Origin of the sequence: Loktanella salsilacus, assembly GCF_024206795.1 — a bacterium.
Classification (GTDB): domain Bacteria; phylum Pseudomonadota; class Alphaproteobacteria; order Rhodobacterales; family Rhodobacteraceae; genus Loktanella; species Loktanella salsilacus.
In genome coordinates this window covers 1,966,127-1,981,369 of the sequence record NZ_CP072994.1, presented here as the reverse complement: position 1 = coordinate 1,981,369, position 15,243 = coordinate 1,966,127, and the positions used below count along the sequence as shown (strand labels likewise).

Here is a 15,243-nt window from a genome sequence, read left to right as displayed (position 1 = left end):
GTTATCGCCCCGTGATCAAAGAGTTAGGATTGCGCTGGATTGCCCGCGCGAGCGAGGACACCGCATCTGCGGCCTCTTGGATGTCGCGTAGGGTGGACAGCGTTTCAGCATTAAAGCGCGAGCGGTCGCCGTAGGACGACAGCACTTCGCCAGTGGATGTCACCAGCAGGCCGGTCTGGCGGGACAGTTCCGGCAGGCTGCGGGCGGCTTCTTCGATCGCTTGGGCCGCATTGTTGGCCGACTGCAAGGCAGCGTTGACGTTCTGGACTGCGCCGCCTGCGCGGATGTCGTTCAGGAACAGCTGCACCTCGTCCAAGGCGGACGACAGGGACGCGGGCAGGGCCTGCGCACTGGGGGTGCCGACTAGCGCGTCGATGCTGTTCAGCGTGGTCTCTGCCGATTTCGCGAGGCTTTCGAGGTCCATCTGCGCGGCATTGGCGGACAGCGTGTTCAGCTGCTCGGTGATCGCGGGCAGTTGCTGCGATGCGGTATCCAGATTTTCAGCCGCGCTGGCCGCGGCCGCGATGGCGTTGGTCAATTGGCCGCTGACGTTTTCCGCCGTCAGGTCGGACAGGATCTGGTCGGCGCTGGCGGCGACATTGCGCAATTCGCCGGGCAGGGCCTGCACGTCGCCGCTGGCGATCAGCGCGCGCGCTTCGTCCAGTAGCTGGTTCAGGAACACGGGCACTTCGGCGATGTCGGAATTGTTGGCCACGCCCTCGATCGCGTCCAGCGCAGAGGTCGCCTGCGCCATCAGCGCCTCGACTTCCAAGGCGTTAACCTTGGTCAGCAGGGCCTGCGCCTGGTCAGAGATTTCGCCAAGGTTCTTGGTGCCGTCTTCGACGTTGGCCACGGTGCGGGTGACGCTGCCGACCAGATCGGCGTTGCCGACCTGTTCGATCACGCCGTTGACCTGCGCCATGATGGTCTGCGCCTGTTCCACGACCGCTGCGATCTGGTCTGGGATGGCTTGGATCGCATCGCCGCCAATCAGCGTGCGGGCATCCGACAGCAGGCCAGCGACCTGTTCCGGCGTTTGCATCACACCGTCAGACCGCACCAGCGCATTGGCGCTGTCCATCAGGTCGATGGCAGAGGTCATCAAATCCTCAATCGGGAGGTTGTTGATCCGGTTCAGCACACCCTGCGCCTGATCGGCGACATCGGTGATGTTGGACACGGTTGTCGGAATGACGGCAAAGGGCTGCTGTTCCACGTTCAGCGTGGCCGGGGCGGCGTCTGCGACCTCTACCAGTTCGACAATCAGCGACCCGGACAGGATATTGCCCGTCACCAGCCGCGCCCGCAGGCCTTGGTTCACGAAATCTGCCAGCAGGGCCAGCGCGTCGTCCGGAGTCGCGTCTTCGCCAAGGCCAAGGCGGCCCGGTTCAATCGCCAGCACGGTGCGCAGCTCAACCTTAGCTTCGCCTGCGGTGTCGATCACGACAGCCCCCAGATCGGCGACTTGGCCGACGCGCAAACCTTGGAACCGCACTTCGGAGCCGACAGCCAAACCGTTGACCGAGCCGTCGAACATGACGGCGACGTTCAGCTTGGGGCGGCCTGCGTCATTGAACAGGCTGCTGCGGGCGGTTTCTTCGTCGGTGAACAGGTCATAAACCTGACCGTCGCGGATCGGCGTGCCGCCGGAAACCACGGTATCAAAAGCGATGCCGCCTTCGAGCAGGGACGCCAGCGATCCGACGTTCAGCGCCAAGCCGCCAGAGCCGAGCGAGACGCTGAAGCCAGCGGTGTCCCAAAAGCGGGTGTTGGATGTGATGATCTTGTCGTAGGGCGCGTTCACGAAGGCGCTGACCTCTACCGTCAGGCCGTCGTCTTGCAGCACGGGGGTGCCCAAAACGCCGACTTCGATGCCTTGGTGCAGCACAGGCGCGCCGCCCGACAGGGCGCTGCCGTCATTGGTGCGCAGCACGATTTCCGTGCCCTTTTGACCAGCAGGGGCCAAGGGCGCGCTTTCCAATCCGGTGAAATGGGTTTGCGCAACGTCGGCTTCGGTGTTCCAGTCGCCGGTGATATAAACACCCGACAACACGGTATCGAGGCCGCTGACACCGCGCAGACCGACCTCTGGCCGGACCACCCAGAAATTGGCGTCCGCATCCAGATAGGGCGCGACGTTCTGATCGACGCGGGCATAGACCAGCACGTTTTGCAGATCAGAGGCGAATTCGACCCGTTCCACTGTGCCGACTTCGACGTCGCGGAATTTGATCTTTGTCTCGCCTGCGGTGACGCCGCTGGCGTTTTCAAAGCTGATCTCGACCTCGACGCCGCGGTTGGCAAAGGACTGCCACGCGACGGACACGGACACGATTAATGCAAGGATTGGCACCAGCCAGACAAAGGACAACCGCCGCCAAATGCTGGGTTTTGCGCTGCGCACATCAAGGGCTGCGGCGTTTGTGTTGGGGGTCTCATCGCTCATTCAGCAGTCCTGTCCGCATCCCAGATCAACCGGGGATCAAAGGCCAAAGCCGATAGCATGGTGAACACCACCGACAACGCAAAACTCAACGCAGCAACGCCGGGATTGATCGTTGCGACCCCGCCCAACTGCACCAAGGCCGATAAAATAGCAACGACGAAGACGTCGATCATCGACCAGCGGCCGATGAATTCAACCACATCATATAGTTTGTGTCGCTGGTGCATCTTCAATATCTGCTGCCGGTGCACACTGATCGCCAAATAGGCAATGGCAAAGAACTTGCCGATCGGGATCATGATGGAGGCGACAAACACGATGGCCGCAATGCCATAGCTGTGGTGCCCCACCAGTTGCACAACGCCGCCAAGGATTGTCGCCTCTGAATGTTCGACCAGCGTGTTGGTGATCAGCATCGGATAGATATTGGCGGGGATAAAGGCGATGATCCCGGCGATCAGCCAAGCCCATACCTTTTGCATGCTTTGCGTATCGCGGCTTTCCAGCGGGCCATGGCAACGCTTGCAACGCACTGCGCCGCCCGCGTGGACTTGTCCGCAGCGGGTGCAGGCGATCAGCCCCGCCTCGCGTGCGGTGGTCAGGCGTTGTAGCCCGTGTCCAGTGCTTTCCAAATCGAATACCTATTCATGATTTGATCGTTAAAGACGGTGATGATGACCAGCGCCACAAAGGCCCAGAACGCGGGGCCGACCGTGACCGTGGCCATGCCTGCAATCTTGACCAGCGCCACGGTGACGCCGACCATGAAAATCTCGGCCATGGCCCAAGGGCGCAGCTGTTCGGTCAGGGCAAAGGCGACGCGGGCGCTGTGATGCGGCTTGGACCCGTTCACCAGCGGGCCGATGGCAAAGATCAGCGCCAGCAGCCGCACCAGCGGCAGCACGACGATGAACAGCGCCACCGCAATCGCCAGCGGGATCCCCTTGCCGGAACTGAACACCGTGATCGCATGAATGACCGAGGTCGCGTTGTGTTGCCCCGACACATCCAGATCAAGGAATGGAAAGCTGATCGCCGCGACCATCAGCACGACGGCGGCGCTGGCAAGGCTGACAAGGCGGACAATCGCCTGCGGCTCTGACGTCAGCAGCAGGATGCCGCAGCGGCGGCAATAGGCCTTTGACCCTTCGGGCAAATCCTGTTCCAGATGCAGCGTGTCGCAATGCGGGCAAGCGATCAGGTCATCCAATGGGGGCAGGGCAGCGGTGTCGGTCATAGGGTGGCGGCACTTGACTTTATCTGGGGCAGCATACCTGCTGCGGTAACATGTCAGGGCATCATAATCGCAATCAGCGGCAATGGCTACGCCCCCCACAAAAGGTTCATATGTCAGACTTCATCTTTGCCCCCGCCGATCAGCCCAGCCTGCCCATCGCGGGCGCGGCAGACCGTTTCCCTGTGCGCCGCATCTTTTGCGTTGGCCGCAACTATGCCGCCCATGCCGCCGAGATGGGCAATGAGGTGGACCGGGATGCGCCGTTCTATTTCACCAAATCCGCCCATGCCTTGCTGCAATCGGGCCAAGACATGCCCTATCCTCAAGCTACCCACGATCTGCACCATGAGATCGAGCTTGTCGTCGCCATCGGCCCATCCGTCGGGTTGACCAATCCGCCAGCGGATGAAGTCGCGATCTTTGGCTATGCCGTCGGTCTGGATATGACCCGCCGCGACCTGCAAGCGGCGGCCAAGGACGGGCGCAAGCCGTGGGATACGGGCAAGGACTTTGAAAACGCGGCCATCATCGGTGCGATCACCCCGGCAGAGGGCGCCTTGCTGGACGCCGCCCATATCCGGCTTGATGTGAATGGGGACCTGCGCCAAACCGCGCCGCTGTCCGATATGATTCACAGCGTGAAAGCGATCATCGCGCATCTGTCCACGCTGTATCACCTGCGGTCCGGCGATCTGATCATGACCGGCACCCCCGCAGGGGTTGCCGCCGTGGTGCGCGGGGACAAGCTGGTGGGCATCGTCGACGGGCTAGAGCCGGTCACAACAACCATCGTCTAACACGAAAACGGCGGCCCCATGGAACGGGGCCGCCGCAAGCTTTGCCTTAGAAGCCTTTGATCAGGCAGGCATATCCGCCTTGATCTTATCGCCGATAATCTCGGCCGTGGCCGCCGACAGGGTCCAGCCAAGGTGGCCGTGGCCGGTGTTGTAATAGACGCCCGGACGCTTGCCCGCATCGACCTTGGGCAGCATGTTCGGCATCATCGGACGCAGGCCGGCCCAAGGGATCGCGTGTTCGGTGACGACGTCGGGAAAGTAATCCTCGACCCAGCGGACCAGCGGCTGCACCCGGTCATCGCGGATGTCCCAGTTGTAGCCGTTGAACTCTGCCGTGCCAGCGATCCGCAGACGGTCATTGCCCAGACGCGAGGTGACGACCTTGGCCTTATCGTCCAGCAAGCTGACCCAAGGGGCGGCTTCGCGGCTTTTGTCGTCGTCCAGTTTCACGGTGATGGAATAGCCTTTCACCGGATAGATGTTCACCCGGTCGCCCAGCATCTTGCCGAACTTGCGGCTGGTCACACCGGCGCAGATCACGACAGCGTCGAATTCTGCATCGAACTTCGCGCCTTTGTTGTCCTTCCACTTGACCAAATGCCCGCCATCCTGCGGCGCGATGTTGGTCACGTCAGAGCTATAGTGGAACGTCACGCCCTTTTTCTGGCAGGCATCCGACAGCCCGCGGCTATACATGTGAATGTCGCCGGTGGCGTCCGACGGCGTAAAGAAACCGCCGTAAAAATCGCCGTGCACAGCAGGTTCAATCGTCTTGATCTCGGACGGGGAAACGGCGTTGCGCTCTAGCCCGCCTTCGGCCAGCAGGGCGTTCACCCGCTCTGCGTGCTGGTAATCTTTCTTGTCCTTATAGACGTGCAGAATCCCGCGCTCTTCGACGTCAAAGGCAAAGCCTTCTTTCTTGGCCGTGGCATGCAAATGCTCGCGCGCGGTGATCGCAAGGCGCACGGTTTCCACGGTGTTTTTGCGGTAATGCGGGATATTGGCGACGAATTCGGCCATCCACGAATATTTGTGCCAGCTTGGCTTGGGGTTCACCAGCAGCGGGGCGCTGCGCTGGGTCATGTATTTCAGACCCTTGATGACGGTGGACCACTGATTCCACACCTCGGCGTTGGACGCGGACAGCTGTCCGCCATTGGCGAACGACGTATCCATCGCCGCATAGCGGTTCTGGTCGAACACGGTGACCGCGTAGCCCCGGTTCAGCAGGGCATAGGCGGTTGTCACACCGGTCACGCCGGCTCCGATTACAGCAATTTTCTTCATAGATCACATAGCCTTATCAACAGATCACGTTTCGACGCAGGATACCTGCGCCAACGACCCCCTCTGTCGATGAACCTGAGAGTTTACGCAGAAGCGACCCTTCTGCTTTCCCCTTCGGTGGGCCCGGGAATGACCGGACCGCTTTCCAGATTGTCAGCTTTCGTGCAGTCCGTTTGCCTGAGAGTTTCCGGGGGGTTGCTCCTTCGGCGCCAGGTCAGGACTGGTCTCTCCTGCACAAGCTTATGTGACACGCGCTGATTAATTGCGAAACGCGCACCGGGCAAGAGAATTTGTTGGCGGTCGTGGGGATGCGGGGCAGTTTTGCCCCGTGCCGGGCGTCAGTGCTTAGTTAATAAGCGCCTGTAGAACAGCGGCGCTGGCCGAGGCCCGGCGCACCGGGCCTCGACCGATCAATCACATGTCGGGCACAAGCGCCGCGACGCCGTACATGCCGTCTTCGCCTTTGATCAGCATCATCGTCACGGCTTGGCCGTCGGCCATGTCTTCCATGACTTCGGCATTTTCCATCAGCGTCATGTCCATGGTCATCGCGGGCCAACCGATTTCGGGGATCGGTTCGTGGCTGACGTTGACGGTGCCATCGCCCATTGAATGAACGATCGCCTTTACATGAATGGCGCTGTCTAACATCGCCTGATCCATCGGCATTTCGCCGTGGCCCATGGTGCTGTGATCCATCGCGCCATGATCCATGCTGGTCATGTCGTTTGTTTGGGCAAAGGCTGTGCTTGCGCTGAGGATCAGGCCTGAAACCAGTGTGAGTGTCTTGTGCATCGTCGTCTCCTTCTTGGGGTTTGGGTTATGGGGCTGGGCGATCATTCGCCCGGCACCGCATGGGGTCCGGCGACAGGGGCGTCATGCGCGCCGGCCAGCCGTTCAGCGTTGACGCGGGGCAGCGCAAAGCGTTTCCAGATCACGAAAATTGCGGGGATCACCAGCAGGGTCAGCAGCGTGGCAGTTGCCATGCCGCCAACCATCGGGGCCGCGATCCGCTGCATGATCTCTGACCCGGTGCCGTGGCCATACATGATCGGGATCAGCCCGGCAAAGATCGTGGCGACGGTCATCACCTTGGGGCGCACCCGCAGCAGCGCGCCTTCAAACACGACCTGTTCGACGTCCACTAGCGTCAGATCGCGCTGTTCAGCAACGGCCACCTTTTTGCGCTTTTCCCACGCAAGGTTCAGGTAAAGCAGCATGACGATGGCTGTTTCCACCGCGACCCCGGCCAGCGCGATAAATCCGACCAGCACGGCGACCGAGATATCAAAGCTTAGGTACCAGATCAGCCAGACCCCGCCCGCCAAGGCCACGGGTAGGGCGGCCAAAATGATCGCCACCTCTGTCACGCGGCTAAAGGCCATGAACAGCATCAGGGTGATGATCAGCAGCGTCGCCGGGGCCACCAGCGCTAGCCGGTCCTGCATCCGTTCGATGTATTCGTATTGCCCGGACCACGCGATGGAATAGCCCGTGGGCAGATCGACAGTGCGGGCGACAAGATCGCGTGCCTCGTTCACATAGCCGCCCAGATCCCGCCCCGCGATGTCGATGAAAACAAAGCCCGTGCGCCGCGCGTTTTCGGACCGGATCATGCCGGGGCCGTCGACGATGGCGATCTCTGCAATGGCACCCAGCGGGATATGCGCGCCTGACGGTGTGACGACGGGCAGATCGCGCAGGCGTTCGGGGCTGTTGCGCCATTCCTGCGGATACCGCAGGTTGATCGGAAAGCGTTCCAGCCCTTCGACGCTCTCGGACACCTGCATGCCGCCGATGGCGGTCTGCACGACGTCTTGGACGTCCCGCACGCTCATCATATAGCGCGCGGCCTCGTCGCGGTTGACGTTAATCTCGATAAAGCGCCCGCCGACCGGGCGTTCGGCATAGGCCGAGGCGGTGCCGTCGATCCCGGCGACGGCCTGTTCAACCGCGATGCCGATGGTTTCGATCACCTTCAGATCAGCGCCCGAGATTTTGACGCCGACGGGTGTTTTGATGCCCGTCGCCAGCATGTCGATCCGGTTCTTGATTGGCTGAATCCAGACATTGGTGACGCCGGGGATTTGCACGGCGCGGTCAAGTTCTGCGCGGATGCCTTCCATGGTCATGCCCTCGCGCCACTCCGCCTCTGGCTTTAGCTGCACAGTGGTTTCGATCATCGTCAGGGGGGCAGGGTCGGTGGCGCTGTCGGCGCGGCCCAGCTTGCCGTGAACGGTCAGCACCTCTGGCACTGTGGCGATCAGGCGGTCAGTCTGTTGCAGCACCTCGCGCGCTTTACCGATGGACACGCCGGGATACAGCGATGGCATGTAAAGGAAATCGCCCTCGTTCAGTTCGGGCATGAATTCCGTGCCGATGCGTTGCAGGGGCCACGCCATCGACCCCACCAGCACGACAGCCAGCAGCGTCGTGGCATAGGGCCACGCGACGGCGGCATCCAGAAACGGGCGGTAGATCCAGATGACAAAGCGGTTCAACGGGTTCTTATGCTCTGGCAGGATGCGCCCCCGCACGAAGTAGCCCATCAGAACCGGCACCAGCGTGATCGACAGGATAGAGGCCGCGGCCATGGCATAGGTTTTGGTGAACGCCAGCGGTTTGAACAGGCGACCTTCTTGGCTTTCCAGCACAAAGACGGGCAGGAAACTGACTGCAATGATGGCGAGGGAAAAGAACAGGGCAGGGCCGACTTCTTCGCAGCACTCCGTCACGATGCGCCAGCGGTTTTGCGGCGTCAGGGGTTCCTTTTCGATCCGCCTGTGCATCGCTTCGATCATCACAATCGCGGCGTCCACCATCGCGCCGATGGCGATGGCGATGCCGCCAAGGGACATGATGTTGGCGTTCACGCCTTGCAGCTTCATCACGATGACCGCGACGAAAATACCCAAGGGCAGCGATAGCACGATCACCAGCGATGACCGGATGTGCAGCAGGAACGCGGCACAGACCAGCACGACGACGATAAATTCCTCGGTCAGCTTGTCCGACAGGTTCTCAATCGCGCGCTCGATCACGCCGGCGCGGTTGTAGGTCGTGACGATCTCGACGCCCTCTGGCAGGTTGGGGCGCAGCTCTTCGATCCGCGCCTCGACCGCCTTGATCGTGGACAGGGCATTGCCGCCCCAGCGCAAAATCACAACACCGCCGACAGCGTCGCCGATCCCGCCAAATTCACCGACACCGCGCCGCAGTTCCGGCCCCAGCCGGATGTCGGCCACGTCGCCCAGCGTCACTGCGGCACCGCGCGCGTTCACCATCAGCGGCGCGCTGGCCAGATCGGACAGCTCGTCCACATACCCGGTAGAGCGGACCATATATTCCGCCTCGCCCATCTCGATCACGCTGCCGCCGGTTTCGCGGTTTGCGCCTTGGATCGCGCCGCGCACTTGCGCGAGCGTCAGGTCATAGGCGCGCAGTTTGTTGGGGTCGATCACGACCTGATATTGTTTGACCATGCCGCCGATGGTGGCGACCTCTGACACGCCATCAACGGTCTGAAGCTCGTATTTCAGGAACCAGTCCTGAAGCGTGCGCAGTTCGGACAGGTCGTGATTTCCGGTCCGGTCGATCAGCGCATATTGATAGATCCAGCCGACACCGGTCGCGTCCGGTCCCAGTTCGGGCGACACCCCGTCAGGCAGGTTCGACGTGATCTGGCTGAGGTATTCCAGCACCCGCGACCGCGCCCAGTACAGGTCGGTGCCATCCTCGAACACGACATAGACGTAGCTGTCGCCAAAGAACGAAAACCCGCGCACGTCCGTCGCCCCTGGCACAGCAAGCATAGCAGTGGTGATGGGATAGGTAACCTGATCTTCGACCACCTGCGGGGCTTGGCCTGCGTAGGGCGTCTTGATGATGACCTGCACGTCCGACAGGTCGGGGATCGCGTCAACAGGCGTTTCGCGTACGGCCCAGACGCCAGCGATGGCGATCATGACGCTGACCGCAAGCACCAGAAAGCGGTTCGCGATGGACGCGCGGATGATGGCGGGGATCATTGGCCGACCTGCTGATCATCTGCCACGCCCACCAGCGTCAGCGTGAAGTCATCATTGCGCGTCATCAGCAGTGTCACGTCCTGCCCAATCGGCAGATCGCCCGCGGCAAGCGCCGGGTCCACGGCAAAGTCCATCGTCATGCCGGGCATGCCGATATCGACCATCGGGCCATGGGTGATATTGGCCATGCCGGCCTCGGGGTCGATGGTGTTGATGGTGCCGGTCACCGTCATCGGGGGTTTTGGCATTTCTGCCGCAGCCAGCACCATAGTCATGGCGTCCGGGCGGTCAAAGGTCAGGGTCGTTGCCACGCCGACGGGCAGGGCCGCGGGGTCGACGGCGGCCGTCAGGTCAAAGTCCATTGTCATGCCCGGCATGCCAATTTCAGTAATGTTGCCATGGGTGATCGTGGCACGGCGGGCAGCCACATCGACGGCGTCAATTGTGCCTGCAACGGTGATTGGTGCGGCGGTCGTGGGGGCCGGCGTTACGGCAGAGGTTTCAGGCGCCGCCATTTGCACCGCGTCTTCCACCGGGCGCACGCCGACAATCACAAAGGTATCGCCGTCTTTGGCGAGATCAAAGTTGACGGCGGTGCCGACCGTGACACTGGCGGTGTCCACGCCCGTCACAGGCATATCCATCACCATCGCGGGCCAGCCCAAATCGGGGATCGGCTCGTGGTTCATGGTCAGCTTGCCGTCAGCGGTGACGCCTTCGACCACGCCAACCCCGGTCGCTGCGATCCCGTCGTCGCCGCGGACATCGGACAGATACAGCAGTCCTTCGGCGCCTTTTGTGATCTGGAACGCCACGTCTTGCCCGATGGTCATGCGGTCCATCGCAACATCGGCGCGGACGGGGAATTTAGATTCCATCGCAGGCCACCCCAAGGAATCAAGCGCCGCATGACGGATCGTCGCGTTTCGTGTTTCGGGATCAAAAGCCAGCAGCGTGCCGGCCCCCTTGGCAGGGGCCGCATCCGTCGGGGCCATCCGCATCAGACCCGCGTTCAGCGCGCTTTCGCTGTCGATCAGAAACTGAGCCGAGGCGACGACTTCGTCCCCCGCAGCCAAGCCCTGCACGACTTCGGTGCGGCCGCCTTCGTCGAAATCATCGCGCAGACCGGTGGTGATCAGACGCGGGGCAAAGGTGCCTTCGCCGGTCTTTAGGATCACACGCTCGGCGCTGCCCGTGCGGATAATCGCTTCTGTCGGGACGGTCAGCGCCAGCCGCGATGCGCCCGGTGACAGGGCCACAGTTGCGAACATATTCGGCTTCAGCAGCCCTTCGGCATTATCCACGACCAGCCGCACGGGCAGGGTCCGCGTCTTGGCGTCAAGTTCGGGATAGATGTAATCGACACGGCCTTCAAAGACGCGGCCGTTCATGTGTTCAAAGCGGATCGCGGCGGTCATGTCGTCGGTCAGGCGGGCGATGTCCCGCTCGAACACATCAACGACCAGCCAGACAGTCGCCAGATCGGTCAAGGACACGGCGCGGACATTGGGTTGCAGATACATGCCATCCGCCGCTTCGATCCCGATGACGACGCCGTCTTGCGGGGCATAGACCGACAGGTTGCGCGCAATCTCGCGCGAGGTTTCGACCTGTGTGATCTGGCGGTCCGACATGCCGACGCTGCGCAGGCGGTTGCGCGAAATCTCGATGATGCGGGTATTGCCCTCTTGCAGGGCGCGGATGTGTTCGGCGCTGGCCGATCCGATTTCGGGCGAGAACATAGCGAACAGCAGGTCGCCCTTTGCCACCCGGTCCCCGACGGCGCGGACCTTCAGATCCTCGATCCAGCCTTCAACGCGGGTGTGCACATGGCTGGTCAGGTGTTCGTCATAGCCGACATAGCCAACGGTCGGAATTGTCTGGGAAATATCCTGCGTTGTGGCGACGGCCGTACGCACGCCGATGGCGTTAATCTCGGCCGCGGAAAGCGTGACGGTGGATGGATCGGCGGCGGGCGCATCCCCTGCGTAGACTGGGATCAGGTCCATCCCCATTGGGGATTTGCCCGGACCGTCCTTGCGAAAGTTCGCGTCCATGGGCGCGACCCAATACAGGACCTCTGGCCCCGTATCCGCCATGGTGTCATCGCGGTTAAAGTAAAACCGTTCAGCCGAAATGCCGCCGGCCAAACCGGCCCCAAGCGCCAGAATGGAAAGTGCTGCGTAGCGTCCGCTCATCATGTGCCCTCACGCGGCCCGCCATTGCGCGCCGTGGATAAAGATCAATTGGAAAAGGGGCGCGGTCCATTGGACGGCGCAGCCCCTCAGTTATCGATCAGGCGTGTTTTGGGGGTTTGGGAAGCATGGCAGGGCTGGTGCCGCCGGCTGCTGCTTCATCAAGCGTCGCCGGATTTGCCATCACCTCTATCCGGGATGATGCATTTTGGATCATGGCCACAGGCATGGCATAAAAACAAATCATGCCCGCACACAGCGCGTCTGTTTCGTGGCATGTCTGGGGCTGCGTCTGGTCAACGTCGCTTGCGCCGTGATGGTGCGCAGCTGCAGATGCCTGCATGTCTGACATGGCAGACATATCGCACTGCATGCCCATCGCAGCATGCGCCGCAAGCGGTGCCAACAAGCCTACGATGACACAAAGCACCGCAAGGTGCCGTATGATCACACGAAAAGGGTTTTGCAGGGCAAACGTCATATCCCGTGGATACCGCCGAACGGCAGAACTGCAAGTCACAAAAGTAACAGATCATGTTTCACGGCACGTCATGTTGCCGCACACCCGTGCACGCTGCAAACGCGCGCAAACCGCGACCCGCTGCCGCGCCCACATTCAGCAACTTGCTTTTGTTGGCATACCCACCATAGGTAGGGGTCATGTTGATCCTGCGTGCCTTACTCGTTCTGTTGGTCCTTTGCACCACAGTCACTGCCAGCGTCGCCGCTGGTGGGCACGAACATGTGATGGGCGATGCCGCACATGCAGGGAACGACACCCCCGCAGCGGACGCGACTGTCGCATGCTGCGGTGACGCGAATGACGCGGCACCCGTGTGCCATGTCTGGGTCGCTCTTGTGCCCGAAGCTGCGACGATCCACGGCGTACAGCAACTGCGGCGCGCTGCGTCCATTGGGCCGCCAAACAGGCTTGCTGGAACAGCGCCTTCATCTCTTTTGAACCCTCCCCGCGTAGGCTGAGCGTCCAAGCCGTGCCGTAACGCTGCGCCTTTTGACATCCTATGGGTTGGTGCAGTTTGATCACTTCGTTCGAGGTTCAAAATCATGACTTTTATCAAACTTCCCCTGATGGCTCTGGCCGTCGGTCTGTCGACACTCAGCTTGCCTGTCTTTGCGCAGGCCGCAGATTCTGCGATGGACCATGCCATGCATGTCACCAAAAGCCCCACCTGCGGCTGCTGCGAGGCATGGGTCGATCTGGCCAGGGCCGATGGCTTTGACGTCACAATCACCGATGCGGACGATGTCGCGCCAACCAAGGTGCAAGCCGGTGTCCCGCCAGAGCTGTGGTCCTGCCATACCGCTGTCGTTGACGGCTACGTCATAGAGGGGCACGTGCCCTTCGACGCTATCGCCAAATTGTTGCAAGACAAGCCTGCGATCACCGGCCTTTCGGTGCCCGGTATGCCGATGGGGTCCCCCGGCATGGGCGATGATCCGACGGCGCAATACAATGTGATTGCTTTTGGCGGCGCGGCAGAACGCGGCGCAATCTATTTCGAGGCTGGCCAGTGAAGCGCGGCCTGTTTGCCGGGCTTGGTATCGTAGCCGCAGGCGGGCTTTGGTTCGCCTTGGCGGGCGATAAATCGCAAGCGGGCGCGATCCGCCTGATGCCCGGCGATGCGGCGATCGTGGCGGAGGGTACGGAGCTTTACGCTGCGCATTGCGCAAGCTGTCATGGCGCAGATTTGCAGGGGGCACCCAACTGGCAGTCACCCAATTCTGGCGGCCGGCTGCCTGCGCCGCCGCACGACGCCAGCGGGCATAGCTGGCATCACGACAGCGCCACCTTGTTCGCGCTGACGAAACTGGGGGTGGCTGAAATGATTGGCGATCCAACCTACAAATCGGACATGCCCGCGTTTGGGGAAACCCTGACTGACGATCAGATCATCGCTGTGCTAAGCTATATTAAGTCCACTTGGCCGCAAAGCATCCGCGATAGCCATGACATGAGGGAGGACCAATCGTGAAGACATCTATCCTAGCGGCAGCCTTTGCGCTGACAGCAACCTTTGCCTTGGCCCACGCCAAACCCGCCACGATGACGCCAGAGGACGGATCGACCGTGACCGCGCCAGAGGTTATCGCAATCCACTTTGACGCCCCGATGCGCGTGACGGCCTTTACCCTGACCGGACCGGACGGAGACATCGCCGTGACCCGCACCGTCGGAATGGAGCCGGTCACGCAATTTGACGCCGCACCGGGCAGCCCGCTGCTGCCTGCGGATTATACAGTCGAGTGGCGCGGCATGTCGCAGGACGGGCATCCCATGCAGGGCAGCTTTGCCTTTGCGGTCGCGGACTGATTGGGGATGGAGGGTGGGACTGCCATCGACGGCCTGACCGCCTGCGCCATTATCGCAAAAGCCATCGGTTCTGCGGCCGCCTTGCTGGCCATGGGCGGGCCGTTGTTCGTGATCGCCTTTCGGCAGGCCCCGGCCACGGTGCTGCAAATGGCGCGGCAGATCGCTGTCGCTGCGGCCATGATCGGCATCGCGGTGTTGGCGATCCGCTTTGGCATCCGCGCCGCGCGGATTTCTGGCATGGGGTTTGCAGGGGCTGTGGACCCCATGATGCTGGGCTTTGTGTGGGACTCGCCGCTGGGAACGGCAGCGATCTGGCGCATGGCGGGTTATCTGTGCGTCCTTGGGCTGATGTTGCCCAAGCGGGGCGGGGTTGCCGTGTCCCTGATCGGCGCTGGGCTGTTGGCGGTGTCCTATACTCGCGTCGGGCATGCCCTAAGCGATCCGCAAATGCTGTTGTCGGCCCTGTTGGTGGTGCATCTGTTGGCGGTGGCGCTGTGGGTTGCGGCGCTGCTGCCCCTGCGCCGCGCCGCCAGTGTGCCAGGGGGTGCTGCGCTGCTGCATGACTTTGGCGTTCTGGCCAGCGTGACGGTGCCAATACTGATTATTGCGGGGCTCGGATTCGCTTGGATCATGGCCGGATCACTCTGGGCCCTGATCGGGACGGCCTACGGGCTGATGCTGCTGGCCAAGGTGGCGCTGGTGTCGATCCTTCTGATGCTGGCAGCGCTGAATAAATGGCGGTTGGTGCCCGCGCTTGCGCGCGGTTTACCCGAAGCGGACAAGGCGCTGCGACGCGCCATCACGTTAGAGGTCGCCATCGTCGGCCTGATCCTGCTGGCGACGGCGACACTCACGTCCGTCACGACGCCGCCCATTCATCTGTAACCGGACGGTCATGGCGCATCCGATATGGCGCAATGA

The 15,243-nt window shown here is 61.9% G+C and carries 13 protein-coding genes and 1 riboswitch; of the genes, 6 read left to right on the top strand and 7 right to left on the bottom strand.

The genetic code is table 11. From position 1 onward, the window contains the following. Window position 1: 1 nt before the first annotated feature. From KBW81_RS09720 to KBW81_RS09710, 3 genes are read right to left on the bottom strand one after another with little or no spacing between them, the layout of a single operon-like run. Window positions 2-2,446 (bottom strand): MlaD family protein, encoded by a 2,445-nt coding sequence (locus tag KBW81_RS09720; RefSeq protein WP_254247018.1) that lies wholly within the window; start codon window positions 2,444-2,446, stop codon window positions 2-4. Further along, the gene (locus KBW81_RS09715; RefSeq protein WP_090191291.1) at window positions 2,443-3,078 is read right to left on the bottom strand and encodes a paraquat-inducible protein A; all 636 of its coding nucleotides are present in this window, start codon (window positions 3,076-3,078) and stop codon (window positions 2,443-2,445) included. The genes KBW81_RS09720 and KBW81_RS09715 overlap by 4 nt, the downstream gene beginning before the upstream one ends. After that, complete coding sequence (locus KBW81_RS09710) at window positions 3,045-3,683, bottom strand: paraquat-inducible protein A (protein WP_175499408.1); 639 nt, start codon at window positions 3,681-3,683, stop codon at window positions 3,045-3,047. Before KBW81_RS09710 ends, KBW81_RS09715 begins: the two co-directional genes overlap by 34 nt. Window positions 3,684-3,793: 110 nt before the next feature. Between KBW81_RS09710 and KBW81_RS09705 the strand changes: the two genes are divergently transcribed. Continuing rightward, window positions 3,794-4,480 carry a fumarylacetoacetate hydrolase family protein gene (locus KBW81_RS09705; RefSeq protein ID WP_090191289.1) on the top strand — a complete coding sequence of 229 codons (687 nt, stop codon included), beginning with the start codon at window positions 3,794-3,796 and terminating at the stop codon, window positions 4,478-4,480. Between the two features lie 60 nt (window positions 4,481-4,540). Here KBW81_RS09705 and KBW81_RS09700 read toward each other — a convergent pair whose 3' ends face one another. The 4 genes from KBW81_RS09700 to KBW81_RS09685 form a co-directional block, all read right to left on the bottom strand. Next, window positions 4,541-5,767 (bottom strand): D-amino acid dehydrogenase, encoded by a 1,227-nt coding sequence (locus KBW81_RS09700; RefSeq protein WP_090191288.1) that lies wholly within the window; start codon window positions 5,765-5,767, stop codon window positions 4,541-4,543. 155 nt (window positions 5,768-5,922) lie between these two features. Continuing rightward, window positions 5,923-6,010, bottom strand: a riboswitch (glycine riboswitch). Window positions 6,011-6,181: 171 nt separating this feature from the next. Beyond that, window positions 6,182-6,562, bottom strand: a complete 381-nt coding sequence (locus KBW81_RS09695; RefSeq protein WP_254247017.1) for a copper-binding protein — start codon at window positions 6,560-6,562, stop codon at window positions 6,182-6,184. A gap of 41 nt (window positions 6,563-6,603) precedes the next feature. Next, window positions 6,604-9,795 (bottom strand): efflux RND transporter permease subunit, encoded by a 3,192-nt coding sequence (locus tag KBW81_RS09690; protein WP_254247016.1) that lies wholly within the window; start codon window positions 9,793-9,795, stop codon window positions 6,604-6,606. Continuing rightward, complete coding sequence (locus KBW81_RS09685) at window positions 9,792-11,996, bottom strand: efflux RND transporter periplasmic adaptor subunit (RefSeq protein WP_367305275.1); 2,205 nt, start codon at window positions 11,994-11,996, stop codon at window positions 9,792-9,794. Before KBW81_RS09685 ends, KBW81_RS09690 begins: the two co-directional genes overlap by 4 nt. A gap of 654 nt (window positions 11,997-12,650) precedes the next feature. Between KBW81_RS09685 and KBW81_RS09680 the strand changes: the two genes are divergently transcribed. From KBW81_RS09680 to KBW81_RS09660, 5 genes are all read left to right on the top strand, one after another. Beyond that, the gene (locus tag KBW81_RS09680) at window positions 12,651-12,971 is read left to right on the top strand and encodes a hypothetical protein (protein ID WP_254247015.1); all 321 of its coding nucleotides are present in this window, start codon (window positions 12,651-12,653) and stop codon (window positions 12,969-12,971) included. An 84-nt stretch (window positions 12,972-13,055) separates the two neighbouring features. Further along, entirely contained in the window at window positions 13,056-13,526 is a 471-nt protein-coding gene (locus tag KBW81_RS09675; protein ID WP_254247014.1) for a DUF411 domain-containing protein, read from the top strand. After that, the gene (locus KBW81_RS09670) at window positions 13,523-13,984 is read left to right on the top strand and encodes a c-type cytochrome (protein WP_254247013.1); all 462 of its coding nucleotides are present in this window, start codon (window positions 13,523-13,525) and stop codon (window positions 13,982-13,984) included. The genes KBW81_RS09675 and KBW81_RS09670 overlap by 4 nt, the downstream gene beginning before the upstream one ends. After that, entirely contained in the window at window positions 13,981-14,322 is a 342-nt protein-coding gene (locus KBW81_RS09665; RefSeq protein ID WP_254247012.1) for a copper resistance CopC family protein, read from the top strand. The genes KBW81_RS09670 and KBW81_RS09665 overlap by 4 nt, the downstream gene beginning before the upstream one ends. Window positions 14,323-14,328: 6 nt before the next feature. Continuing rightward, window positions 14,329-15,207: a copper resistance D family protein gene (locus KBW81_RS09660; protein WP_254247011.1), complete on the top strand. Its 879-nt coding sequence runs from the start codon at window positions 14,329-14,331 to the stop codon at window positions 15,205-15,207. Window positions 15,208-15,243: the final 36 nt, after the last annotated feature.